Genomic DNA, 24,044 nt, shown 5'->3' with positions numbered 1-24,044 from the left:
GCTCGGTCCCGGGGAACCTCTAGAGTCGATAGTCCTTGGCGACGGCGCGGGCGGCGCGCTCCACCCCGAACACCTCGCCGAAGACCAACTGCTGGCCGGCCTCGGCATACTGGCGCATCACGCGCTCATAATCGGTGTTGGCGACCGACTCGGCCCAGACATACTCGATGTCGCCACGGTCAGCGGCGGCCTTCAGCGCGACATGGATGCGGCTGACCCACTGCTGCTCGATCGGAACGGTGTAGATGCCGGCGACCTTCAGCTTGCCTTCCGCGAATGCCGGAAGGGAGCCGCCGGCCGCAGCCGCGACGGCTACCGCCCCAAAAGCCGCGGTGGCGACGCCGCCCAGCACGGCACGGCGCGTCATTCCCACAACACCCATGCCCAGTTTCCCCATCCCCCGAACCGACATCGTGTGTTCCCTTCGTCGTTGAATATCGTTGGCCGCGTTTTGCCGGCCGCCCATCCGTGGCGGCAGGGCGGCGGCGCGCCCGCTCCCAATGATTATCCGGGAATGTTACCCCGAATCCATGGGAGCGTGCGCGTCATACAGACAAATGCAATGGAAATGCCAGAGGCCGGGGCCGCCACCCGTCAGACGGGGGCGGCCGACCGGCCGGTCAGAATGCTGGCATGTGACTGGAAAACAGGCAGAACTTCCTGGCCATCTGGTCAGGATTGTGGCGTTCCGCCGGTGCTCCGTCCTCGTGCGGCCAGGGCCAGCACGGCGGCGAGCAGGAGGAACAGCAACGCCCCTCCGCCCCAGACCCGGACATAGCCGGGCATGCCGAGGCTGGGAACCAAGGCATAGACGGCGGCCAGCGCCGCCCAGACCGCGACGATGGCGAGAATCAGCAGAATGTCATGGTTCCTCATGGCGGCTCTCCTGCGCTCAATGGCCGTGACCGCCGCCGATTGCGACGATCGGCAGCGACTGGATCAGTTGGAAGGCGGCGATGGTGAAGACATACATGACCGCCACCAGCGCCGCGATGGAGGCGGGGCCGGTCCAGGCGGGGGCGGTTCCGATTCGGCTTCGCTCCACCCTCCAGGCGACCGCCGGCAGGTCCGCTGCCGCGACTTTGCGGCCGGACAGCAGGGTGCGGACGACGCCATAGACGCTGACCGACAGGGCCGCGGCGAACAGGCTGGCGCCGATGCCGACCACCGCCATCAGGACCGGCCATGCCGTCGGCGCCATGCCGCCATAGCCGATGTCGAAGACCCGGCGCGGCACGCCCATGGTGCCGGCGGCGATGCCGGCCGCGGCGAACAGGAGCAGGCCGGCGGTCACCAGGGCCGGCATGCGGGCCAGCAAGGCGGGGCGCCACAGGGAGCCGCCGTTCAGCGCCGGCAGCATCACCATCAGTGCCGCCAGGAAGGTCTGGGTCAGCACGCCGACGGCGAAGAGGTGGAAATAGCCGGGGACAAAGAAGGTGTCGCTCAGCATGGGAGCCAGATCGCCCTGGATCAGCACGAAGGCGAAGGTGAGGCCGGCCATCATGTTGACCGCCGCCCAGCCCATGTTCGCCATTGCCGGGTTGCTCCAGGGCAGGCCGCGCATCCAGCCGAGAAAGCCGGTGGCGCCATGGGCCCGTGCGCTGGCTTCCAGCGACGAGACGATGATGGCGAAGGCCGCCAGGGTCGGGACGGAGACGAACAGGGACAGCAGCGATCCCACCACCCGCACGCCTTCCGACAGGGTGGGTTCCAGGAACATGTGGTAGAGGCTGGTCGGCGGAACGAAGACCAGATAGGCGGCGAAGATGATCTTCGACAGGCGGGCTCCGTGGATGGAGGTGACGCCGGTCAGATGCTCGGTCAGCACGTACCAGACCAGCACCGTCGCCATCAGCGGCAGATAATGCAGGTTGTGGAACAGGATGTGCCATTCGGTGCCGTGGTCGGCCGGGAAGGGGCCGGCGCCGAGCGACCACAGCAGGCCGGGCAGGAAGGCATTGGCGGCGGCGATGGCGCTGACGATCAGGAAGCCGGCCCAGGCGAACAGGGCGAAGCCGACCGCGCCGAACTCTGCCGTTTCGCCCCGGCGGCGCGGCTGCAGCAGGGTGGCGATGCCGCTGGTTGCCGACGCGGTGAGGCCGGCGGCCAGCAGCAGATAACCGAGCGCGAAGACCCCGACCGAGCGTGGATCGTCCACCGCCAGCTCCGGGCTGCCGTCATAGAGCAGCGGTGTGCCGGTGGCGGAAATCCATTCGCTGACCGCGAAACCGGCCAGCATCAGGGCCACCCCCGCCCAGGCGGCCGGGCGCAGGGCAAGGCCGCGGCCATTCTCCGCCGCCGCCAGGGCCAGCAGCAGCGCCGCCTGGATCAGGTAGAGCCAGTAGAAGAACACCGACACGCCATGCAGGGTCAGCAGCCGGTATGCATCGTCGGAATAGAGCGGCAACGCACCGGCGCGGGCGAGCGCGGTGAGGAGGCCGCCGGCAAGCCCGAGAACCAGGGCCAGCAGGGCCGCGCCGAACAGCAGGTTCAGCAATGCCTTGTCCGGCCGTGGCAGGGTGTGGATGCGCGCCGTCAGGCCGTATCCCGTCCCACCGGGAGCAACGGCGACGGGGGCATCTTGCGGAATGATGTTCATGTTCGATCCCCCCGGTCAGACGACGACGATTCGGCCCTGCATGGCGTCATGCGCCTGGCCGCAATAGACGGTGCAATAGACGAGGTATTCGCCCGGCTTGGTGAAGGTGACCGTCTGCTCGCTGACGATGTTGGGACGCAGCCGGACGATCCGGCTGGCCATGCCGAGTTGGATCGACGCTCCATGGGTGATGTCGTCCGCCATCATGCGGAAGCGATAGGCCTGTCCTGCCTTGAGGCGCAGCAGATCGGGGCTGTAGGCGAATTTCTGTGCCATCAGGTAGACGGTGACCGGTTCAGCGGCAGCGATGTGGCCGCCATGGCTCCCGTCGGCGTGGGTTCCATTGGCAGTTCCATGGGAATGCCCGCCGGTATGTGACACGGCATGGGGATCGACGCTGCCGTCGGCCTGTCCGTAGGTCCGCAGGAACGCCTCATGGTCCAGGCGGAAGCTCTCCGCCGTGGCCGCCGCAGGATGGCCGTCATGGCTTCCGGCAGCGCTGCCGCCATGGTCGTGCGCCTGGGAGTCGGGGGCGGATTCTGGGGCAGATTCGGTCGACGGCGTGTGGCCGAAGGGGAGGGGAGCGGCACCGTAGGCCGCCCAGGCGCCGTAAAGCGACACGGCGCCGAAGCCCAGTCCGGCAATGAAGCCGCGACGGGTCGTGAAATGCCTCGAATCGGGCATGGTGAAGTCCTCTGATCGCGTGTGGGGTCGCTGGAGACACCGCAACCGGCTGGCCGGTACGGCCGGCCGGCGCGGGACCGATCAGAGGCTTGTCTTGGGAGGGGGCGTTTCCGGCGCGATGCCGCGCTTGTCGGCCGTGTGGTCCGGGGGGAGCGGCCACGAGGCGTCGGCCCAGCGGGCCGGAGGCGGGAGTTTGCCGGTCGCCGGGGCTTCGGCCGCCGGGCAGCAGGGGGCGGACACGGCCAGGGTCGCCTTGTGTGTTCCGCTTCCGGGCTTGCCGCCGGTGCTGTCGTGTGTCTCGCCGTGATGATGGTCGGAGGATCCGGCGAGCCCATCCATCGGCGTCATAGCTCCGCCGGCCGCGCCGAACAGGAGCGCGAAAGCGAAGAGTAGAACGGCAAGGATGTGGCCCGAACGCTTCATGTCCGCCGCAAGGTCGACCGGCCGGGGACATGCCCCAGGCAATGCCGACCCTAGCCGATCACGGAAGGCCCGCCATTGATCGACATCAAGCGAACCCCATCAGGCACCCGGTCCCGCCCCCTCAGGATCGCTCGCGCTTTCGCGCCTCCCCCCGGCAGCGGTCGGAGCAGTATTTCACCAGCTCCCACACCCGCTCCCATTTTTTCCGCCAGGTGAAAGGGCGGTTGCAGACGGGACATGTCTTGGTCGGCAGGTCGGCCTTCCTGACTCCCTTCACGCCGGGCCACCTCCCAGGATCGCCGCCGGCCGGCGCAGCACGGGGTCGAAGGGGTTCAACTGGCGGCTGATGGCGGCGGACTCGCGTTTCAGGATGTCGACCACCACCGGCAGACGCTCCTCGTTCAGCCGTTCGCTGATCGTGCCGACGCTGAGGGCGGCAACGGCGTGGCCGTCGCGGTCCAGCACCGGCACGGCGACGCCGGACATGCCCGGCAGCAGCCCGGTGGAGCGGCTGGCATAGCCGAGATCGCGAACCCGGGCGATCTCCGTGCGCAGATAGACCTCGTCGATGATGCCCACGCCCTGCATGCGCGGCAGGTTGAAGCGGATCACCTCCTCCCGCTCCTCGGCATGCAGGAAGGCCATGATGGCGAGGCTGCCCTGGCCGACGCCCAGCGTCACCCGGCCGCCGATGTCGCCGGTGAAGGAGCGGATGGGGAAGGGCCCTTCGCTGCGGTCCAGGCAGACCGCGTCGAAGCCGCTGCGCACCAGCAGGAAGATGGTGTCGCGCAGCGTCGCCGACAGGCGCAGCAGGATCGGCCGGCAGATGTCGCGCAGGTTGTTGGGGTTGCCGGCCTGGGCGGCCAGCCCGAACAGGTCGATGCCCAGCCGGTAGCGCTTGGTCGCCTTGTCCGCCTCCGCCATCCCTTCCTCCACCAGGATCTTCAGCAGGCGGTGAACGGTCGGCGGGGTGAGGTCGAGCGCGCGGGCAATGTCGGTCAGCCTTGCCCCCGTCTCGTTGGAAGTCGCCAGCAGGCGCAGGATCGCCAGCCCGCGTTGCAGGCTGGACTTGCCGCCCGCCTCCTCGCCACTGGCGCTGCCGGAGCCGTCATTGGCCTTGCTGCGGAGGTCGGCACTCATATTCGGTTCCGTTCTGAAAATCGGTGATGTTGGCTGTCCCATCTATTCCGCATATCGGAAGCTTTTGCAAAATCTTTTCTTCCTATGGAAAAAGCGGATTGACGCGAACGGGCAGGGGACGGAACCATCGGAGCAACAGGTGGGGCCTGAAGACCGAGGCCAAGTGTCGCAAGAGGGAGAATTCCCCCGTGTCGTTCCTCGAATTGAAAAACATCACCAAGCGCTACGGCCCGCTGACCGCGGTCGGCGACGTCTCGCTGTCGGTGGAAAAGGGCGAGTTCGTCTCGCTGCTGGGGCCGTCCGGCTGCGGCAAGACCACGACCCTGCAGATGATCGCCGGTTTCGTCGAACCGTCGGCCGGTACCATCCGGCTGGACGGGCGCGACATCACGCGGGCCAAGGCGAACAGCCGTGGGCTGGGCATCGTGTTCCAGAGCTACGCTCTGTTCCCGCACATGACCGTCTTCGACAATGTCAGCTTCGGCCTGGAGATGCAGCGCGTGCCCAGGGGCGAGCGCAAGCCGCGGGTGGAAGAGGCGCTGTCGCTGGTCCACCTCTCTCCCTATGCAAAGCGTTACCCGCGTGAATTGTCGGGCGGCCAGCGGCAGCGCGTGGCGCTTGCCCGCGCCCTGGTCATCCGCCCGCCGGTCCTGCTGTTGGACGAACCGCTGTCGAACCTGGATGCCAAGCTGCGCGAGGCGATGCAGTTCGAGCTGCGCGAGATTCAGCGCAAGGTCGGCACCACCACCGTCATGGTCACCCACGACCAGGCGGAAGCCTTCTCGATCAGCGACCGCGTCGTGGTGATGGAGGCCGGGCGCATCACCCAGATCGACCAGCCCTATCGCATCTACGAGCATCCGGAGACGGAGTTCATCTCGCGCTTCGTCGGCAAGACCAACCTGCTGCCGGGCAAGGTCGCCAGCGCGACCGGCGCCGGTGCCACGGTGTCGCTGGCCGGCATCGCCGTGCCGGTGGAAACCGCCGGCCTGTCGGTGGGCGATACGGTGACCCTGTGCATCCGGCCGGAGAAGCTGCATCTGACCGCGCCGTCGAACGGGCTGCTGACCGGTCGCGTCGCCGACCGCTTCTTCCTGGGCAGCCAGTGGCTCTATCACATCGACGGACCGCTCGGCACGATCATGGTGGTGACGCCGAACGACGGCTCCACCCCGGCGGAGCAGGGCGCCCCGGTCGGGCTGGAGTGGTCGCCGTCGGTGGTGCGCGTCCATCGCGGCGCCATGGCGGAGGCTCCGGATGTCGCCCTTGAGGTGACGGGATGAGCGCGTCGCTGCCCGACACCGCCCCGGCCTCGCCGGGCGACGAGACGCCGGTCCGCCGGTTTCCCATAGCTCCGCTCTTCCTGTCGGCCCCGGCCGTCCTGCTGTTCGCGGCGCTGGTGCTGACCCCGCTGTTCCTGACGGCGCTCCTGTCCTTCAACCAGTTCGACTATGCGACCGGGCGCACCGGCGGCTTCACGCTGGAGCATTATCTGGCGGTGGTGACCGACGAGTATTACCTGGAAATCTTCCTGCGCACCTTCCGCATCTCGGCGCTGGCGACCGCCATCTGCGTGGTGATCGGCGTGCCGGAGGCCTACATCCTCAGCCGGATGACCAACCCCTGGCGGTCGATCTTCCTGCTGGTGATCCTGGCGCCGCTGCTGGTGTCCGTCGTTGTCCGCGCCTTCGGCTGGAGCATGCTGCTGGGGCCGGAAGGACCGGTGAACGGGGCGCTGATCGCGCTCGGCATCGGCCGGATGAAGCTGCTCTACAGCGAAGGCACCGTGGTGGTGGCGCTGGTCCACGTCATGCTGCCCTTCATGGTCATCCCGGTCTGGACCTCCCTGCAGAAGCTCGACCCGGCGGTGGAGCAGGCGGCGCTGTCCTTCGGCGCCTCGCGCGCCACGGCCATCGTCCGGGTGGTGGCGCCGCAGATCCTGCCCGGCATCCTGTCGGGAAGCCTGATCGTCTTCGGTCTCAGCGCCAGCGCCTTCGCCATTCCAGGATTGCTCGGCGGGCGGCGGCTGAAGATGGTCGCGACCGTGGTCTACGACCAGTATCTCAGCGACCTGAACTGGCCGATGGGGGCGGCGGTCGCCGTCATCCTGCTCGCCGCCAACCTGATCATCATGCTGACCTACCACCGCATGGTGGAAGGCCACTACCGCCGCCGGCTGGGGTGAAGACGCCATGACCCGCAACGGACCCGCCGCCCTGATTTTCCACACTCTGGTCGTCATCTTCATGCTGGCGCCGCTGGTGATCGTCTGCCTCGTCGCCTTCACGCCGGAAAACACGCTGTCGCTGCCGACCAGGGGCTTTTCGCTGCGCTGGTTCCAGGCGGTGTTCCACCACCCGGACTTCGTCCAGTCCTTCTGGAACAGCCTGTGGCTCGCCGTGCTGTCGGCGACGCTGGCGGTGGCGCTGGCGGTGCCGGCCTCCCTCGCCATCACGCGCTGGGAGTTTCCCGGCCGTGGCTTCCTCAATGCGCTGTTCCTGTCGCCGCTGATCATCCCGCATCTGGTGCTGGGCGTTGCCATGCTGCGGCTGTTCGCCGTCGTCGGCGCCGCGGGCAGCTTCGGCTGGCTGGTGGCGGCGCATATGGTGATCGTCACGCCTTATGTGATGCGCCTGCTGATCGCCGCCATCTCCGGCTTCGACCGCAGCGTGGAGCAGGCCGCCTTCTCGCTCGGCGCCAGCGAGGCCACCGTGTTCCGCCGCGTCACCCTGCCGATGATCCTGCCCGGCGTCACCGGCGGCTGGCTGATCGCCTTCATCAACAGCTTCGACGAGCTGACCATGTCCATCTTCATCACCTCGCCGTCCACGGTGACGCTGCCGGTGCGGATGTACATGTACGCCACCGAATCGATCGACCCGATGATGGCGGCGGTGTCGGCGCTGATCATCGGCATCACCGCGGTCGCCGTTCTTCTGCTCGACCGCGTCTATGGGTTGGACCGCATCCTGGTCGGCCAGCACTGAGCACCCGCTCCGGCCGTCCCCTCTTCGGAGACCAGTCATCATGGCTTTGTTGCAGCGTGTGGCCGAGCAGGGCCGGCGCGTGGTCCGCTTCACCCTCGACGGGCGCCCGGTTGAGGCGCTGGAGGGCGACACCATCATGACCGCCATGCTTACCAACGGGGAGCGGCTGCGCCGGACCGAGTTCGCCGACACCCCGCGCGCCGGCTTCTGCATGATGGGCGCCTGCCAGGATTGCTGGGTGCGGACGGAGGACGGCGAGCGGCTGCGCGCCTGCGGCACCTTCATCGCCGACGGCATGCGCCTGCTGAGCGGCGGGGAGTGGACGTCATGAACGAAATCCTCCCTCCCGTCATCGTCGGTGCCGGCCCAGCCGGTATCCGCGCGGCGGAACGGCTGGTTGCCGCCGGCCTGCGCCCGGTGGTGGTGGACGAGGCGGCGCGCTGGGGCGGCCAGATCTACCGCCAGCCGCCCGACGGTGGGTTCACCCGGCCGAAGGCGGCGTTGTACGGCTTCGAGGCCGGCAAGGCCGACGCGGTCCATCGCGCCATGGCGGCGATCCGCGACCGCGTGGACTACCGGCCGCGCACGCTGGTGTGGAACTGCGAGGCCGGCGCGCTCGACCTGCTGAGCGACGGGGCGAGCGAGACCTTGCCCTTCAGCCAGCTGATCCTGGCGACCGGCGCCACCGACCGCGTGCTGCCCTTCCCCGGCTGGACCCTGCCCGGCGTCTTCACGCTCGGCGGCTCGCAGGTCGCGTTGAAGTTCCAGGGCTGCGCCGTCGGCCGGCGGGTCGCCTTCCTCGGCACCGGGCCGCTGCTCTATCTGGTCGCCTACCAGTATCTGAAGGCCGGCGTCGAGGTGGCGGGGGTGTTCGACACCACGCCCTTCGTCGCCCAGGCCCGCGCCACCGCCGGCATGCTGCGCGACCCGGCGACCCTGGCGAAGGGGCTGCTGTTCGTCGGCTGGCTGCGCGCCCATGGCGTGCCGATCCACAATGGCGTCCGTCCGGTGCGTGCCGAAGGAGCGGAGCGGGTCGAGGCGCTGGCCTGGCGCGATGCCAGCGGGCAGGAGCGGCGCAGCCCTTGCGACGCGGTTGCCTTCGGGCTCGGGCTGCGGTCGGAAACTCAGCTGGCCGATCTTGCCGGTTGCCGCTTCCGCTTCGACGAGGCCGACCGCGCCTGGCTGCCGGAGCGGGATGGGGCCGGGCGCAGTTCGGTCCCCGGCGTCTATCTGGCCGGCGACGGCAGCGGCATCGCCGGTGCCGATGCGGCGGAACTGGCGGGGGAGCGCGCGGCGCTGGCCCTGCTGGAGGATCGGGGGCTGCCGGTGGAGGCCGCGCGGGTGAAGGAACTGGACGGTCGGCTTGCCCGCATCGCCGCCTTCCGCCGTGTCCTGAACGCGGCCTTCCCCTTCCCAACGGACTGGGCCGACGCGATTGCCGACGACACGATGATCTGCCGGTGCGAGGGCATCACCGCCGGTGCCGTGCGCGAGGTCGCCCGCAGCGGTCAGGCCCGCGAGATGAACCGCGCCAAGGCACTGACCCGCGCCGGCATGGGACGTTGCCAGGGCCGCATGTGCTCCGCCACCACGGCGGAACTGCTGTCCCGCACGCTCGGCACCGGCCCGGATGGGGTGGGTCGTCTGCGGGCGCAGCCGCCGATCAAGCCGCTACCGGTCTCCGCCGGTGCCGAGCGGCGGGAGGTCGCGTGATGCGGGAACGGATCGAGTGTGATGTCGCCATCGTCGGCGGCGGGATCGTCGGCGGGTCTGCGGCGCTGTTCCTGCGGCAGGCCGGCCTGTCGGTGACGCTGCTGGAGCGCGACTGGTGCGGCGCCAAGGCCAGCGGTGTCAATTTCGGCGGCGTGCGCCGGCAGGGCCGTCCGTTGGAGCAGCTTCCGCTGTCCCAGCGCGCCCACGCCATCTGGGGCCGGCTGCCGGAGCTGCTGGGCACCGATGCCGAGTACATCCGCTCCGGCCATCTGAAGCTGGCGCGCAGCGAACCCGACCTTGCCTCCCTGATCGACTACCGCGAGCGCAGCCAGGGCTTCGGCCTCGGGCTGGAGATCATCACGGGCGAGGCGTTCCGCCGGCGCTGGCCGGCGCTGGGCGACCGTGCCATCGGCGGCTCGCTCTGCCCGGAGGACGGGCACGCCAACCCGCGCCTCGTCTCCCCCGCCTTCGCCCGTGCGGCAGCAAAGCTGGGGGCGGTGGTGCGCGAACAGACGCCGGTCGACCGCGTGGAAAAGGACGGTGACCGCTTCGTCCTGTTGAGCGGCGATGTCCTGGAGGTCCGCGCCCGCGTCCTGCTGAACACTGCCGGCGCCTGGTCCAGGCGGGTGGCGGAAGCCTTCGGCGAGCCGGTGCCGCTGGAATCGCTCCACCCCAACATGGCGGTGACGGAGCCGCTGCCCCGTTTCCTCGACGTCAACATCGGGGTGGAGGGCGGCGGCGTCTATGGCCGGCAGGTGCCGCGCGGCAACATGGTGGTCGGCGGCGGGCGAGGCTTTGCGCTGGATGCCGACCGTGCCCGGCCGCAGCGCGACGCCGTGCTGACCCTGATGCGCGACGCGGCGGAGCTGTTCCCCCAGCTGCGCCACGCCCACGTCATCCGCTGCTGGACCGGGGTGGAGGGCTACACGCCCGACCGCAACCCGATCGTCGGCCCCAGCCGCACCACCCCCGGCCTGTTCCATGCCTTCGGCTTCTCCGGCGCCGGGTTCCAGATCGGCCCCGGCGTCGGCCAGACGCTGGCCGAACTGGTCACCAGCGGCGAGACGCCGATGCCGCTGGAGGCTTTCCGCATCGACCGCTTTCCGCCGACCGTTTAAGGTCTCATCCCTTGGCCCCTTGGAGGACGTGCATGCCCACCTTGCGTTCCCTGTCGCTCACCGGTCTCGCCACGGTTGCCATCGCGGCCGCCGCGGCACTCTCCACCCCCGCCGCCGCCCAGACCAAGACGGTCTATATCGGCATGAATGGCGGCACGATGGAGAAGACCTACACCGAGAACGTCTTCCCCGCCTTCGAGAAGGCGACCGGCATCAAGGTGGTGGTGGTTCCCGGCACCTCGTCCGACATCCTGGCCAAGCTGCAGGCCCAGAAGGACAATCCGCAGATGCACGTCGTCTTCCTCGACGACGGGCTGATGTACCGCGCCATCGGCATGGGCCTGTGCCAGAAGATGGACAGCACGCCGGTGCTGAACGACGTCTATCCGTCGGCGCGCCTGAAGGGCGACATGGCGGTCGGCGTCAACATGGGCATGACCGGTCTCGCCTATAACAAGGCGATGTTCGATGAGAAGGGCTGGGCGCCGCCGACCAGCTGGATGGATCTGGCCGATCCCAAGTACAAGGGCAAGATCGTCGTCCAGTCCGCCGCCAGCAGCTCCTTCGGCCTGCATGCCTTCCTGATGTACAACCGCATCAAGGGCGGCACCGAGGCCAACGTCGATCCGGGCTTCACCACCTGGCGCAAGACCATCGGCCCGAACGTGCTGGAGTACATCCCCAGCTCTGCCAAGATCGCCGAGATGGTGCAGACCGGCGAGGCGGCCATCTTCCCGCTGACCCCGACCGGTGTCGGCAGCCTGAAGGCCAAGGGCATTCCGGTGGAATACGCCCAGCCCAAGGAAGGCTCGGTCGTGCTGATGGTCGGCGAGTGCGTCGTCGCCAAGAACCCGGACAACGAGGCCGCCCAGAAGCTCGCCGCCTATCTGCTGGGGCCGGAGGCGCAGCTCGCCGCCCTGAAGTACGGCGCGCAGATCCCGTCGAACACCAAGGTTTCTCCGCCGGCCGAGGTCGCCGACGACATGAACAAGTTCCAGGGCTACATGAAGAACGCCGTCACGGTGGACTGGGACGTCATCAACGAGAAGCGCCCGGACTGGAACCAGCGCTGGAACAAGGAAATCGAACGGTAATCAGGACATAAAAAAGGGGGCGGAAACGCCCCCTTTTCGTTTTGCCGGAACTTTAAAAGAGCGCTTACTCCGCCGCCACCGCGGCGCGGCGCTGGGCCTCGCGGGACTGGCGCCCGGCCTTCAGCTTTTCCGACAGCAGGAAGGCCAGTTCCAGAGCCTGGCTGGCATTCAGGCGCGGATCGCAGGCGGTGTGGTAGCGCAGAGCCAGATTGTGATCGGTGATCGCCTGGGCGCCGCCGGTGCACTCCGTCACGTCCTGGCCGGTCAGCTCGAAATGCACGCCGCCGGCATGGGTGCCTTCGGCCTGATGCACCTCGAAGAAGCCTCTAGCCTCGGCCAGCACCCGCTCGACCGGACGGGTCTTGTAGCCGGTGGTCGACTTGATCGTGTTGCCATGCATCGGGTCGCAGGACCACACCACCGTGCGGCCTTCGCGCTGGACCTTGCGCAACAGCGGCGGGAACTTCTCCGCCACCTTGTCGGAGCCCATGCGCACGATCAGCGTCAGGCGCCCGGCCTCGTTGGTCGGGTTCAGGATGTCGATCAGGCGGATCAGCTCGTCCGGGTCGGTGGTCGGGCCGCATTTCAGGCCGATCGGGTTCTTCACCCCGCGCAGGAACTCGACATGGGCGCCGTCGGGCTGGCGGGTGCGGTCGCCGATCCACAGCATGTGGGCCGACACGTCGTACCAGTCGCCGGTGGTGCTGTCGACGCGGGTCAGCGCCTGCTCGAACGGCAGCAGAAGCGCCTCATGGCTGGTGAAGAAGTCGGTCTCGCGGATCTGCGGCGTGGTTTCCGCGGTGATGCCGCAGGCGGCCATGAAGGCCAGCGTCTCGTCCAGGCGGGTGGCCAGTTCCTGGAAATGCTCGCCGGCCGGCGACTTCTCGACGAAGCTCAGCGTCCACTGATGGACCTTGTGCAGGTCGGCGTAACCGCCCTGGGCGAAGGCGCGCAGCAGGTTCAGCGTCGCGGCGGCCTGGGTGTAGGCCTGCATCATGCGTTCCGGATCGGGAACACGGGCGTCGCTGGTGAAGTCGAAGCCGTTGATGATGTCGCCGCGGTAGGACGGCAGTTCCACCCCGTCGATGGCTTCCATGTCGGCAGAGCGCGGCTTGGCGAACTGGCCGGCCATGCGGCCGACCTTGATCACCGGGATCGAGGCGCCGAAGGTCAGCACCACGGCCATCTGCAGCAGGACGCGGAAGGTGTCGCGGATGTTGTTGGGGTGGAACTCGGCGAAGCTCTCGGCGCAGTCGCCGCCCTGCAGCAGGAAGGCGCGGCCGGCGGCGGCGTCGGCCAGCTTGGCCTTCAGCCGGCGGGCTTCGCCGGCAAAGACGAGCGGCGGATAGGAGGACAGGCGCTGTTCGACCGCCTCGACCTTGGACTGGTCGGGATAAGTCGGCAACTGCTTCGCCGGTTTCGTCCTCCAACTGGCGGGTGTCCAACGCTCGACCATGACGCGCCTGCTCTTCCTTGACGATTGCGGAACGGGAGCCGGGCGGGCGGCGAACGACCGGCGGCAAACCCCGTGGGAGGTACTCTATAGCGCGACTCGCGGTAACTTTTCCACAGTTTCGGCCTGCATCCCGGCAATGCTGTGCCGCCGGGGTATGCCGCCTGCCACCGGGAGTGATTTCAGATGAAAGGAACTTCGCGTCTCCCCGGAAATATATGGGCCGCTGGCGGCGGATGCGTGCCGCCGTTATACATCGGGGATGACCGACCACGCCCGAGAGGAGCCTCCCCGGTGAATGCGACATCCTGGCGGGCAAAGCGCCTGTCCTCGTGGGGGCAGGCCCTGGCGGTCTACCGCGACCCGCGCGTGCTGGCGATCCTGTTCCTGGGCTTCTCCGAAGGGCTGCCGCTGGCGCTGACCGGCGCGACGCTGAATGTCTGGCTGACCGAACAGGGCGTCAGCCGGACCCACATCGGGCTGTTCGCGCTGGTCACCATGCCCTATGCGCTGAAATTCCTGTGGGCGCCGCTGATCGACCGGCTGCGGCTGCCGGTGATGACCCGGCTGTTCGGCCGGCGGCGCGGCTGGGCGCTGACGGCGCAGGCGGCGCTGATTGCGGCGCTGCTGGGGCTGGGCAGCACCAGTCCGGGGCAGGATCTGTGGTGGACTGCGATGTGCGCCGTGCTGGTCGCCTTCTGCTCGGCCAGCCAGGACATCGTGGTCGATGCCTATCGCGTCGAGGTGCTGGAGGAGCACCAGCAGGCCGCCGGTGCCGCCGTGCTGGTGCTGGGCTATCGCTTCGGCATGATGGCGGCGGGGGCGGGCGCCCTCTATGTCGCGGAGTTCCATGGCTGGCGCACCGCCTACGAGGTGATGGCCGGGCTGGTTCTGGTCGGCATGGCGACCATCCTGCTGTGCCGCGAGCCGAAGGAGCCGCCGCCGAGCGCCCGCGAAAAGCTGATCGCCGAGTGGTTGGGCCACCGCCCGCATGTGTCGGGCCGCAGCGCCGTGGTGCTCGCCTGGATTTACGGTGCGGTGGTGGCACCCTTCGCCCAATTCATGGAGCGGCGCGGCTGGGTGGTGATCCTCGCCTTCATCGCCAGCTACAAGCTGGGGGAGGTGCTGGCCGGCCAGATGTCCTCGACCTTCTACATCAGCCTGGGCTTCACCAAGGCTGAGATCGCCACGGTGAGCAAGCTGTTCGGGCTGTGGGCGACCATCGCCGGCGGTCTGCTGGGCGGCTTGCTGGTGGGGAAGGTCGGCGTGCTGCGCGGCCTGATGATCGGCGGCATCCTGCAGATGGTGTCGAACATGGGCTATGTCGTGCTGGCCTGGAGCGGCAACGACGTGTCGATGCTGGCGGTCACCGTCGCGGTGGAGAATGTCTGCGCCGGCATCGCCACCTCGGCCTTCGTCGCCTATCTGTCGAGCCTGTGCAACGTCGCCTACACCGCGACCCAGTATGCGCTGCTGTCCAGCCTGTACAAGCTGGGTGGCGACCTGTTCGGCGCGTCGTCCGGCTGGCTGGCGGAGCGGATGGACTGGGTCAGCTTCTTCCTGCTGTCGATGGCCGGCGCCATCCCGGCGCTCTGCCTGCTGGTCTGGCTGATGGGGCTGCACCGGCGGGAGGAAGAGGCCGCCGTCCCCGCCCAGTGACGGGGACGGCGGTGCCTGAGGAGCCTGCTATCAGGCTCCGGTGGTCGACTTGGTCTTGCCGGCGCCGGGCCCGGCGCCCAGGTCGGCGCCGGTGATCGGATCGGCGTCCGGCTTCGACATGGTGCGGGCGGCCACGGCATTGACCGCCGCCAGTTCCGACGCGGCGAGCTTCACCGTCGGGTTGCCGTCGCCGCCATTGACCGGGCCGTCGCCCATCTTGACGTCGACGAACTCCCACTGGGCGCCCTGGTTCCAGGGGCCGCGCATGTCGCCTTCGCCCTGGCTCATGTTGTAATACTTGTCGGTGTATTCCGGCTTGCCCGGCAGCTTGCCCGGCGGGAAGTTGTTGTCGATGGCGTAGAGCGCCTTCTCGAAGCTCTTCTGGTGGGCGATCTCGCGGGTCATCAGGAAGCCGAGCGCATCCTTCACGCCCGGATCGTCGGTGACGTTGATCAGGCGCTCGTAGATGATCTTGGCCCGCGCTTCCGCCGCGACGTTGGAGCGCAGATCGGCCGTCGGCTCGCCGATGCTGTCGATGTAGCCGCCGGTCCACAGCTGCCCGGCCGAATTCACCAGGGCCGGGCCGCCGCCATAGAGCAGCGACAGGGTGTGGCTGCCGTTGCCCTGGGTGATGTTGGCGTACAGGTCTGCGGTCGCCTCCGCCCCCTCGGCCAGCTTGCCCTTGGCCCCCTTGGTCAGCATGGCGACGATGGAGCCGATCACCTCAAGGTGGCTCAGCTCCTCGGTCGCGATGTCGATCAGCATGTCCTTGCGGCCCGGATCCTCATCGGCCAGACCCTGGGTGAAATAGCGCATGGCCGCGGCAAGCTCGCCCTGCGGGCCGCCGAACTGTTCCAGCATCAGGCTGGCGAGCACCGGGTTCGGCTCCGACACGCGAACCGTGTACATGAGCTTTTTATTATGCATGAACATGCGAGGGACTCCTCCTGCGTCAGATGGCCCGCTTTGCAGGGGCCGCGGATCGGTGCGACCGGGTCCGGACCGGATCGCTCCCTGCCCTCAACCGAGGATGTTTAGAAGCGTTCCAGGAGGAGTGCCTGTTTCAAAGTGCTATGCCGGATGGGTTCCGATCTGGCAGCGGCACATCCCCGGTCCGGGGCGCCCGCCGCCATTCCCGCCGGTTACTGCGCCTGGGCGCGGCAGGCTTCCAGGGCGGAGATCGCCTTGCGGGTGTCGTCGAGATAGTAGGTGTAGGCGTAATCGTCGCTCTTGCCGTCGATCTCCATATAGAGTTCGCGGCCGTTCATCAGGGCATCGATGGCCTTGGAGGTCGCGGGAATGCCGACGGCGGCCATCGTCTTGTCGATGGCGGCACCGGTGACCTTGTCGCTCCATTTCTTATCGACCGAAAGGGAGATGGTGAGGTCTTCCTTCTCCTTCAGCTTCCAGGCCGAATCGCCGAAGATCATCACCATGGCCTGGCCCTTGTTCGTGTAGGCGAGGGCGATGGTCGCGGTGTCCTTCGTTTCGGTCTTCCATTCCTGGCTGATGGCGCAGTCCTTGTCGATCTTGACGTCCCACACGCCGATCTTGGTCTGAGCATGGGCCGCGCCAATCGAAGCAAAGGACGCAACGCAGGCAGCCGCCGCAAAAATTCCGCGCATGTTTCGAACCGTTCCCTAAGATAATTATATGTACCACCATGGTAGGTAGGACAATCGGGATAGGTCCAGAGTTTTCGCGCCCTGCACAATGAAAAGAAACGGGAGCTGGAGGGCTGGTGGCGCCCCCTGCTCCCGTTGTGGATGTAACACTGCCGCCTTGCGGTGCGGTTGGCGGTTCAGATCTTCTTTTCCGGCTCCGCCTTTTCGCGCATCAGCACGAATTCCTCCGCGGTGGAGGGGTGGAGCGCGATGGTGCGGTCGAAATCGCGCTTGGTGGCGCCGCAGTTCAGCGCGATGGCCAAGCCCTGCATCATCTCCGGCGCGTCCATGCCCATCATGTGGCAGCCCAGCACGCGCTGGCTCTCGCCATCGACCACCAGCTTCATCAGCACCCGCTCGTCCCGGCCGGTCAGCGTGTGCTTCATCGGGCGGAAGCCGGCCTTGTAGATGTCCACCTGCGGGTATTTGGCGCGGGCCTGCATCTCGGTCAGGCCGACGGTGCCCAGCGGCGGCAGCGAGAACACCGCGGTCGGCACATTGTCGTAGCCGATGCGCATCGGGTTGTCGTTGAACAGCGTCTCGGCCAGCGCCCGGCCCTCGGCGATGGCGATGGGGGTCAGCGCCATGCGGTCGGTGACGTCGCCGATGGCATAGATGTTGTCGACGGAGGTCCGCGACCAGTCGTCGACCGGAACCGCGCCCGCCTCGTTCAGCGTGATGCCGACCTCTTCCAGCCCGAGATTCTTCGTGTTGGGGCGGCGGCCGGTGGCGGCCATCACCAGACCGGCCGAATGCTCGCGGCCCATATGGTCGGTCAGGGTATAGCCGCCGGGACCCTTTTCCAGCTTCGCCGGCTTGCAGCGCGAGATGATGGTGATGCCGCGCTTGCGCATCTCCTGCGCCAGGGCGACGCGGATGTCGTCGTCGAAGCCGTTCAACAGATCGTCGCCGCGGATCATCAGCGTCACTTCGGCGCCCAAGCCGCGGAAGATGCTGGCGAATTCCACGGCGATGTAGCCGCCGCCGATGATCAGGACGGAATGAGGCAGTTTTTCAAGATGCAGCGCCTCGTTGGAGGTCACCGCATGCTCCATGCCCTCGACCTGCGGCAGCGTCGGCCAGCCGCCGGTGGCGATCAGGATGTTGCGGGCGGTGTAGCGCTTGCCGTCGACTTCCACCGTGTGGCGGTCGACGATCCGGCCGAACCCCTCATACAGGGTGACGCCGGAATTCTTCAGCATGTTGATGTAGATGCCGTTCAGCCGGTCGATCTCGCTGTCCTTGCGCGCGATCAGCGTTTCCCAGTCGAAGGACGGCATCGGCGCGCTCCAGCCATAGCCGGCGGCGTCCTCGAATCCGTCGCGGAACTGGGCGGCATAGACCAGCAGTTTCTTCGGCACGCAGCCGCGGATCACACAGGTACCGCCGACACGGCTGCCCTCGCAGATCGCCACCTTGGCGCCATAGGACGCCGCGCGCCGGCTGGCGGCAACGCCGCCGGACCCCGCCCCGATGGTGAAGAGGTCGAAATCGAACTCGGCCAAGGCCGTCTCCTTCCGCAACTGGACCTGACTGTCGCGAACCGCTCCCACGAACGATTGCGCTGCGGCAAGATATGGGGTGGAACAGGGCGTTGGGAAGCGCGGCCTCAGCGCAGCAGCATGTCCTGGATCAGCACTTGTCGAAGCTTCAGCGGCCGTATGGTCTTGTTGGCGACATAACGCAGGGCATCCTTGACGTAGATCTGCCCATCCGCCCCGCGCAGTTCGGCCGGATTGACCTCAAGCAGACGTTGGCCGATGGCATCGGCGATGCGCGGCAGGTGCGGTGTGACCGCCTCCATCGGCGTTGCCGGGTCGAACTCCAGAACCGCCCGCAGCCTCAATTCCTGCAAGCGGCGGCCATCGTTCAGCGTGAGGGTCAACGTTGGCAAAGCAGCATAGACGGCGGGGGCGGGTTCGATCCGAACGGGGGGATGGGCGCCATGGGCGGGAGACGGGCGCAGGATCAGCGCGCTGCCGGCTCCGGCTCCGGCGAAGGCCAGCATGAGCCCGAGCAGAGCCAGGAAGATCCGGTTCCCCGTTCCGTCGAAGGAGGGCAGGGTGCCCTGGCCGGTTTCGGCGGATGCTGATGCCCTGGTCATTCCGCCCTGTCTGGTTGTCGCCGACGATCCGGTTGCGAGACTTTAAAAGCGCGGAAGTGGTAGGTCAAATAAAGGTATTTTATGTGGTTTTTCTTTGATCCGCAGCTTTCGACTGCGGTCCCGTGGAAGCCATCTCTCCAAGACTTGAGGAGTTCACGGCCGGCCGCCGACCTCCCGTCGAAAAACGCAATGCAGCCATCCACCGCGCCCCAGGCCGGCGGGAAGCCTCTTCCCCCGCCCGCCTGGGCCGTATAATGCTGGGATTCCAACACAACCGGCCGGCTGCCCTGTCCGGCGACCGGGCCATCCATAACGAAGCACTGCAAAGCCATGCGCAGACACATGCGTGGACAGGGGCGGAAGGTGAGGGTGACGGGTATGAGCGACAGCGACAACCGACCGGCTGGCAGCCGCGCAGCAGGCAACCGCCCAGCCGGCGTTCAGACATCCGGCATCCAGGCAACCGGCATCCGGACCGCAGGCAGCGGGCCTACCGCCCTTCATCCGCCCTCCGCCGCGGTTCCCGACTGGACGGACACCTATTTCCGCCGCACCCGGGAAGCGGTGGGCAAGTTCGGCGACAAGACCGTCACCTACGCCATCTTCATGCGCCGCCCGGTGGTCTGCGCCCCGCGTCTGGCGGTGGACTGGCTGGAGTCGGTGGCCCGCGAGCGCAACACCAGCTTCAAGATCGAGTTGAACTACCCCGAGGGCAAGTGGGTCGGTGCCGGTGAGCCGATCATGTACATCACCGGCTCCTTCTACCATCTGGTCGATTGCGAGACGATCCTGCTGCAGAAGCTGGGTCCGGCCAGCGTCGCCGCTTACAATGCCTTCACCATGTGCGCCGACCTGCCGAAGGTCGCCTTCCTCGCCATGGACGCCCGCCATTGCGCCGGGACGGAGATGGCGGAGATGATGGCCTACGCCGCCTCAGTCGGGTCGGACCGGGCCAAGCGCAAGGTCGGCGCCAAGGGCTTCGTCGGCAACGCCACCGATGCCACCGCCCCCTATTTCGGCCAGGAGCGCGGCATGGGCACCATGCCGCACGCCCTGATCGGCTATGCCGGGTCGACGGTGCGCGCCGCGGAGATGTTCCACGAGACCTTCCCCGACCTGGGCCTCACCGTCCTGGTCGATTATTTCGGCCGCGAGATCACCGACGGGCTGGAGGTTTGCCGCCGCTTTCCGCAGCTGGCCGCCCAGGGCAAGCTGTCGCTGCGGCTCGACACCCCCGGCGGCCGCTTCGTCGAGGGGTTGGACCCGCCCGGCTCCTATGCCGTGCTGGAGCGCCACGCGCCGCACGCCATCCGTGGCTATCGCGACGAGACGCAGCTGCGCTACCTGATCGGCACCGGCGTGTCGGCCGCGGCGATCCATTATGTGCGTGAACGGTTGGACGAGGCCGGCTTCCCGGCGGTGAAGATCGTCGCCAGCAGCGGCTTCGGCCCGGCCAAATGCCGGCTGATGGCGGAAGCCAACGCCCCGGTGGACATCATCGGCACCGGCAGCTACCTGCCCGAACGCTGGACCGAGACCTACGCGACGGCCGACATCATCGAGTATGACGGCGAACGCCGCGTGAAGGTCGGCCGCGAGTTCCTGTTCCGGCGGTAGGTTGCGGATAATCCTCCCTCTCCCGCCCCGGATCCCCTCTCCCCCCCGGGGAGAGGGTTAGGGTGAGGGGGACGCACATGCCGGATGTCTTCGGCTGCGCCGAACCCCCTCATCCCAACCTTCTCCCCAGGGGGGAGAAGGGGATAAGCGCACCTCACCCCAGACGTTTCGCGATCAGCGGACCGCGCATCGGTGCGGTGTCCGTCACCGTGACCGACGCGCGCAGGCGGCGTTCCGCCTCGTCGGCCTGGGCCTCCGTGCGGGCGTGCAGGATCGCCAGCGGACGGCCGCCCGGCCCGACCGTATCGCCCAGCCCGGCGACTTCGTCGAAGCCGACGGCGAAGTCGATGGCATCGGTCGTCCTGGTCCGGCCGCCGCCCAGTGCCACCACCGCCATGCCGACCCCACGGGTGTCGATGGCACCGACGAAGGCGGCCCGCTCGGCGAAGACCGGGCGGACGATGGGCGCGCTCTCCAGATAACGGTCCGGCTGCTCCAGCAGGTCGGCCGGCCCGCCCAGCGCCGCCACCATGCGGGAGAAGCGTTCCGCTGCCGCGCCGCTGGCGATCGAGCGGTCTGCCAGGACGCGGCCTGCCGCGGCGTCGGGCGCCAGCCCGGCCAGCGCCAGGAGTTCCGCAGCCAGCGCCGCCGTCACTTCGTAGAGCCGCGGTTCGGCCGGCTCTCCCCGCAGGATGGCGAGGCATTCGCGCATCTCCAGCGCGTTGCCGGCGCTGTGGCCGAGCACCTCGTTCATGTCGGTCAGCAGGGCCACCGCCGGCAGGCCGGCGCCCTTCGACACGGTGACGATGCTCTCGGCCAGCGCCTCGGCATCTTCGAACCGTTGCATGAAGGCGCCGCTGCCGAACTTCACGTCCATCACCAGGGCATCCAGCCCGGCGGCGAGTTTCTTCGACAGGATCGACGCGGTGATGAGGTCGAGCGACTCCACCGTCGCGGTCACGTCACGGATGGCGTAGAGCCGCTTGTCGGCCGGGGCGATGTCGTCGGTGGCGCCGATCACGGCGCAGCCCACCTCCTTCACCACCCGGCGCAGCAACTCGTTGTCGGGCTTGGCGCGATAGCCGGGGATGCTTTCGAACTTGTCGAGCGTGCCGCCGGTGTGGCCGAGGCCGCGGCCCGACACCATCGGCACGAAACCGCCGCAGGCGGCCAGCATCGGCGCCAGGATCAGGCTGACCTTGTCGCCGACGCCGCCGGTCGAATGCTTGTCGATCACCGGACCCGGCAGGTCGAGCGACCTCCACTCCATCACCGTGCCGGAATCGCGCATGGCACGGGTCAGCGCCACCCGCTCGTCCAGGCTCATGCCGCGGAAGAAAACGGCCATGGCGAAGGCCGATGCCTGGGCCTCCGACACGCTGCCATCGGTGATGCCGCGCACGAAGTCCTTGATGGTGGCGGCGTCGAGCGGCTGTCCATCGCGCTTGGCACGGACGATTTCCTGCGGAAGCATGCCTCAGTACCCTCCCGCCGGAGCCGGTTCGCGTTCGCCTTCCCGTTCCCCATGCCCGGCCGCCGCCAGCAGCGAGTCGAGCAGGCTGGAGGCGCCGAAGCGGAAGGTCTTCGGCGTCGCCCAGCCCTCGCCCAGGATGCCGTCGGCCAGGGCCAAATAGCGCGCCGCTTCGGCGGTGTCGCGGATGCCGCCGGACGCCTTGAAGCCGACCTGCTTGCCCGATTCATAGATGCTGTCGAGCATCACCACCGCCGCCGGCAGGGTGGCCGCCGGCTGGGTCTTGCCGGTGGAGGTCTTCAGGAAGTCAGCCCCGGCGGCGATGGCGTCGCGTGCCGCCCAGGCCAGCAGGTCGGCGTCGGGGAAGGCGCCCGATTCCAGGATCACCTTCATCAAGGCCTTGTCGCCGCAGGCTTCGCGGCAGGCTTTCAGCACATTGATCGGCTGGGTGCGGGCCCCGTCGATGAAGGCCTTGTAGGGCAGCACCACGTCGATCTCGTCCGCCCCGTCATCGACAGCCCGCCGGGTCTCCGCCGCCACCGCCGCCGCATCCGCCTCGCCGGTCGGGAAATTGACCACGGTGGCGATCTTCACCGGCGTGCCATCCAGCGCCTTGCGCGCGGTGGGGACGAAGCGTGCCCAGACGCAGACCGCGGCGACCGGCCCCACGGGGGTGACGGCGCGGGCGCAGAGATCCTGCACCACCCGGTCGCTGTCGTCGCCGTTCAGGCTGGTGAGATCGAGCATGCTTATCGCACGACGCGCCAGATCGGCGTCGGACGGGGCGTTGGCGCTGGCGTCGAGCGCGCTTTGCAGGTCGGCAGACAGTTTCATGACCGGGACCCGTCCTTCTCAATGCAGGCGTTCGAGGAAGCCGACCAGCAGGCGCTCCAGGTCGGCGGCTGCCGCCGAGGCGGCGGTCAGGGTCTGGTGATGGTCGACCGGCCCGTCGCCGAGCCCGACGCCCAGGTTGGTGACGACGGCGCAGCCGACGACCCGCAGGCCGCAGTGGCGCGCGATGATGCATTCCGGAACGGTGGACATGCCGACCGCATCGGCGCCCAGCAGCCTCATCATCCGCACCTCGGCCGGCGTCTCGAAGGACGGGCCGGGATAGGCGGCATAGACGCCCTCCGCCAGATCGATGGACAGACCGGCGGCGACGTCCTTCAGCAGGCCCCGCAGCGCCGGGTCCCAGGCGTCGGTCATGCTGGGGAAGCGTTCGCCGAAGACCTCGTCGTTCGGGCCGGTCAGCGGGTTGGCGCCCAGCAGGTTCAGATGGTCGCTGATCGCCATCAGCCGGCCGGGGCCGACCTCCAGCCGGAGCGAGCCGACGGCGGCGGTCAGCACCAGCGTGTCGCAGCCGGCCAGCTTAAGCGCCCGCACAGCTGTCTTCAGCGCATCGAAGCCGTTGCCTTCATAGGCATGGACGCGGCCCTGCATGCAGGCGACCTCGACGCCGCCGAGCTGTCCCACGACGAGCCGCCCGGCATGGCCGGACACGCTGGGGACCGGGAAGCCGGCGATCTCGGTGTAGGGGATGGCGACCCCGTCGGCGATGCGGTCGGCGATGCCGCCCAGGCCGGAGCCCAGCACGATGCCGACCCGCGGCCGATGGCCGGGGGCATGGTGAAGGATGTCCGCGGCGGCGCGGGCTGCGGTCATGTCGGGAAACTCCGCTCAGAAGGCTAAATTGGTGGGGCCGAACGATTCAGGCAACAGGGTTTCCAGTGCGAAGGTCCGCCGCAGGCCGGCCGGGTCACAGATGTGGATCGGCGTGTCCGGTGTCGCGAATTCGCGGATGCGCTGGCGGCAGCCGCCGCAGGGGGTGCAGATTTCCTCCGCCCCTGCCTCGCCGCCCATCACGACGATGGCGCGGATGCGGCGGTCGCCGGCGGTGACCATGGCGCCGATGGCGCTCGCTTCCGCGCATTGCCCCTGCGGGTAGGCCGCGTTCTCCACATTGCAGCCGGCGAAGATGCGGCCCGAGTCGCCGAGGATGGCGGCGCCCACCTTGAATTTGGAATAGGGGGCGTGGGCGTTCTCGCGTGCGGCGCGCGCCGCTTCGATCAGCTGGGGCAGCTCTGCGGTGTCGGCCATCGGCTCAGCGTTCCTTCACATAGGGGATGCCGCTCGCCTTGGGGGCGATGGCCTTGCCGACGAAGCCGGCCAGCAGCAGGACGGTCAGCACATAGGGCAGCATCTGGATGAACTGGACCGGGATGACGCCGATGCCCGGCAGGACCACGCCCTGAAGGCGGACCTGCACCGCGTCGGTGAAGGCGAACAGCAGGCAGGCGAACAAGGTTGGGCCCCGC

At 68.2% G+C, this 24,044-nt stretch carries 24 protein-coding genes and 1 pseudogene; 9 read left to right on the top strand and 16 right to left on the bottom strand.

Features of this window, described 5'->3' with window-relative positions; translation table 11 throughout:
* Positions 1–19 precede the first annotated feature (19 nt).
* The 6 genes from I71_RS35305 to I71_RS27360 all read right to left on the bottom strand — a co-directional run bounded on the left by I71_RS35305 (position 20) and on the right by I71_RS27360 (position 4,846).
* On the bottom strand, positions 20–382 hold the full coding sequence (locus I71_RS35305; RefSeq protein WP_244434081.1) for a hypothetical protein: 363 nt from the start codon (positions 380–382) through the stop codon (positions 20–22).
* 290 nt (positions 383–672) lie between these two features.
* Positions 673–876 carry a hypothetical protein gene (locus tag I71_RS27380; protein ID WP_042701419.1) on the bottom strand — a complete coding sequence of 68 codons (204 nt, stop codon included), beginning with the start codon at positions 874–876 and terminating at the stop codon, positions 673–675.
* A gap of 16 nt (positions 877–892) precedes the next feature.
* Complete coding sequence (locus I71_RS27375) at positions 893–2,599, bottom strand: cbb3-type cytochrome c oxidase subunit I (protein WP_042701416.1); 1,707 nt, start codon at positions 2,597–2,599, stop codon at positions 893–895.
* 15 nt (positions 2,600–2,614) lie between these two features.
* Positions 2,615–3,283: a hypothetical protein gene (locus I71_RS35300; protein ID WP_049976358.1), complete on the bottom strand. Its 669-nt coding sequence runs from the start codon at positions 3,281–3,283 to the stop codon at positions 2,615–2,617.
* Positions 3,284–3,827: 544 nt separating this feature from the next.
* On the bottom strand, positions 3,828–3,983 hold the full coding sequence (locus tag I71_RS36510; RefSeq protein WP_083897429.1) for a DUF2256 domain-containing protein: 156 nt from the start codon (positions 3,981–3,983) through the stop codon (positions 3,828–3,830).
* Positions 3,980–4,846, bottom strand: coding sequence for an IclR family transcriptional regulator (locus I71_RS27360; RefSeq protein WP_083897428.1), 867 nt, complete (start codon positions 4,844–4,846; stop codon positions 3,980–3,982). Before I71_RS27360 ends, I71_RS36510 begins: the two co-directional genes overlap by 4 nt.
* A gap of 188 nt (positions 4,847–5,034) precedes the next feature.
* Here I71_RS27360 and I71_RS27355 point away from each other — a divergent pair, with 188 nt between their 5' ends.
* Genes I71_RS27355 through I71_RS27325 form a run of 7 tightly spaced genes read left to right on the top strand, consistent with a single transcriptional unit; the run spans position 5,035 to position 11,758 of the window.
* Positions 5,035–6,129 (top strand): ABC transporter ATP-binding protein, encoded by a 1,095-nt coding sequence (locus I71_RS27355; protein WP_042701410.1) that lies wholly within the window; start codon positions 5,035–5,037, stop codon positions 6,127–6,129.
* Positions 6,126–7,031: an ABC transporter permease gene (locus I71_RS27350; protein WP_083897427.1), complete on the top strand. Its 906-nt coding sequence runs from the start codon at positions 6,126–6,128 to the stop codon at positions 7,029–7,031. The genes I71_RS27355 and I71_RS27350 overlap by 4 nt, the downstream gene beginning before the upstream one ends.
* Before the next feature lie 7 nt (positions 7,032–7,038).
* A complete protein-coding gene (locus I71_RS27345) occupies positions 7,039–7,833 on the top strand; it encodes an ABC transporter permease (protein ID WP_042701407.1) in 795 nt (264 codons plus the stop codon).
* 40 nt (positions 7,834–7,873) lie between these two features.
* Positions 7,874–8,164 (top strand): (2Fe-2S)-binding protein, encoded by a 291-nt coding sequence (locus I71_RS27340; RefSeq protein ID WP_042701405.1) that lies wholly within the window; start codon positions 7,874–7,876, stop codon positions 8,162–8,164.
* On the top strand, positions 8,161–9,546 hold the full coding sequence (locus I71_RS27335; protein WP_042701402.1) for an NAD(P)/FAD-dependent oxidoreductase: 1,386 nt from the start codon (positions 8,161–8,163) through the stop codon (positions 9,544–9,546). The genes I71_RS27340 and I71_RS27335 overlap by 4 nt, the downstream gene beginning before the upstream one ends.
* Positions 9,546–10,664, top strand: coding sequence for an FAD-binding oxidoreductase (locus tag I71_RS27330; protein WP_042701399.1), 1,119 nt, complete (start codon positions 9,546–9,548; stop codon positions 10,662–10,664). The genes I71_RS27335 and I71_RS27330 overlap by 1 nt, the downstream gene beginning before the upstream one ends.
* 32 nt (positions 10,665–10,696) lie before the next feature.
* A complete protein-coding gene (locus I71_RS27325) occupies positions 10,697–11,758 on the top strand; it encodes an ABC transporter substrate-binding protein (RefSeq protein WP_085940795.1) in 1,062 nt (353 codons plus the stop codon).
* A gap of 64 nt (positions 11,759–11,822) precedes the next feature.
* Here I71_RS27325 and I71_RS27320 read toward each other — a convergent pair whose 3' ends face one another.
* On the bottom strand, positions 11,823–13,214 hold the full coding sequence (locus I71_RS27320; protein WP_042701393.1) for a class II 3-deoxy-7-phosphoheptulonate synthase: 1,392 nt from the start codon (positions 13,212–13,214) through the stop codon (positions 11,823–11,825).
* A 291-nt stretch (positions 13,215–13,505) separates the two neighbouring features.
* Here I71_RS27320 and I71_RS27315 point away from each other — a divergent pair, with 291 nt between their 5' ends.
* Complete coding sequence (locus I71_RS27315; protein ID WP_083897426.1) at positions 13,506–14,870, top strand: AmpG family muropeptide MFS transporter; 1,365 nt, start codon at positions 13,506–13,508, stop codon at positions 14,868–14,870.
* 30 nt (positions 14,871–14,900) lie between these two features.
* Here the strand turns inward: I71_RS27315 and I71_RS27310 are convergent, their stop codons facing one another.
* The 4 genes from I71_RS27310 to fliL form a co-directional block, all read right to left on the bottom strand.
* Positions 14,901–15,797, bottom strand: a complete 897-nt coding sequence (locus I71_RS27310) for a manganese catalase family protein (RefSeq protein WP_280109921.1) — start codon at positions 15,795–15,797, stop codon at positions 14,901–14,903.
* Between the two features lie 215 nt (positions 15,798–16,012).
* Complete coding sequence (locus I71_RS27305; protein ID WP_042701388.1) at positions 16,013–16,495, bottom strand: hypothetical protein; 483 nt, start codon at positions 16,493–16,495, stop codon at positions 16,013–16,015.
* A 176-nt stretch (positions 16,496–16,671) separates the two neighbouring features.
* Positions 16,672–18,039, bottom strand: a complete 1,368-nt coding sequence (gor, locus tag I71_RS27300; protein ID WP_042701385.1) for a glutathione-disulfide reductase — start codon at positions 18,037–18,039, stop codon at positions 16,672–16,674.
* Between the two features lie 104 nt (positions 18,040–18,143).
* Entirely contained in the window at positions 18,144–18,638 is a 495-nt protein-coding gene (gene fliL, locus I71_RS27295; RefSeq protein ID WP_042701383.1) for a flagellar basal body-associated protein FliL, read from the bottom strand.
* Positions 18,639–19,016: 378 nt separating this feature from the next.
* Here fliL and I71_RS27290 point away from each other — a divergent pair, with 378 nt between their 5' ends.
* Positions 19,017–20,255 (top strand): nicotinate phosphoribosyltransferase, encoded by a 1,239-nt coding sequence (locus I71_RS27290; protein ID WP_244434079.1) that lies wholly within the window; start codon positions 19,017–19,019, stop codon positions 20,253–20,255.
* A gap of 154 nt (positions 20,256–20,409) precedes the next feature.
* Here I71_RS27290 and deoA read toward each other — a convergent pair whose 3' ends face one another.
* The 5 genes and pseudogenes from deoA to I71_RS27265 all read right to left on the bottom strand — a co-directional run.
* On the bottom strand, positions 20,410–21,729 hold the full coding sequence (deoA, locus tag I71_RS27285; RefSeq protein ID WP_042701380.1) for a thymidine phosphorylase: 1,320 nt from the start codon (positions 21,727–21,729) through the stop codon (positions 20,410–20,412).
* A 3-nt stretch (positions 21,730–21,732) separates the two neighbouring features.
* Positions 21,733–22,560 (bottom strand): deoxyribose-phosphate aldolase, encoded by an 828-nt coding sequence (deoC, locus tag I71_RS27280; RefSeq protein ID WP_085940794.1) that lies wholly within the window; start codon positions 22,558–22,560, stop codon positions 21,733–21,735.
* 18 nt (positions 22,561–22,578) lie between these two features.
* Complete coding sequence (locus tag I71_RS27275) at positions 22,579–23,391, bottom strand: purine-nucleoside phosphorylase (protein ID WP_042701378.1); 813 nt, start codon at positions 23,389–23,391, stop codon at positions 22,579–22,581.
* A 15-nt stretch (positions 23,392–23,406) separates the two neighbouring features.
* Positions 23,407–23,826 carry a cytidine deaminase gene (cdd, locus tag I71_RS27270; RefSeq protein WP_042701375.1) on the bottom strand — a complete coding sequence of 140 codons (420 nt, stop codon included), beginning with the start codon at positions 23,824–23,826 and terminating at the stop codon, positions 23,407–23,409.
* Between the two features lie 4 nt (positions 23,827–23,830).
* Positions 23,831–24,044: pseudogene (locus I71_RS27265) on the bottom strand (ABC transporter permease); the annotation flags it as partial.

Source organism: Azospirillum sp. B506 (assembly GCF_000333595.1).
In the GTDB taxonomy this organism is placed as follows: Bacteria; Pseudomonadota; Alphaproteobacteria; order Azospirillales; family Azospirillaceae; genus Azospirillum.
This window is presented reverse-complemented; position numbering and strand designations above follow the sequence as displayed.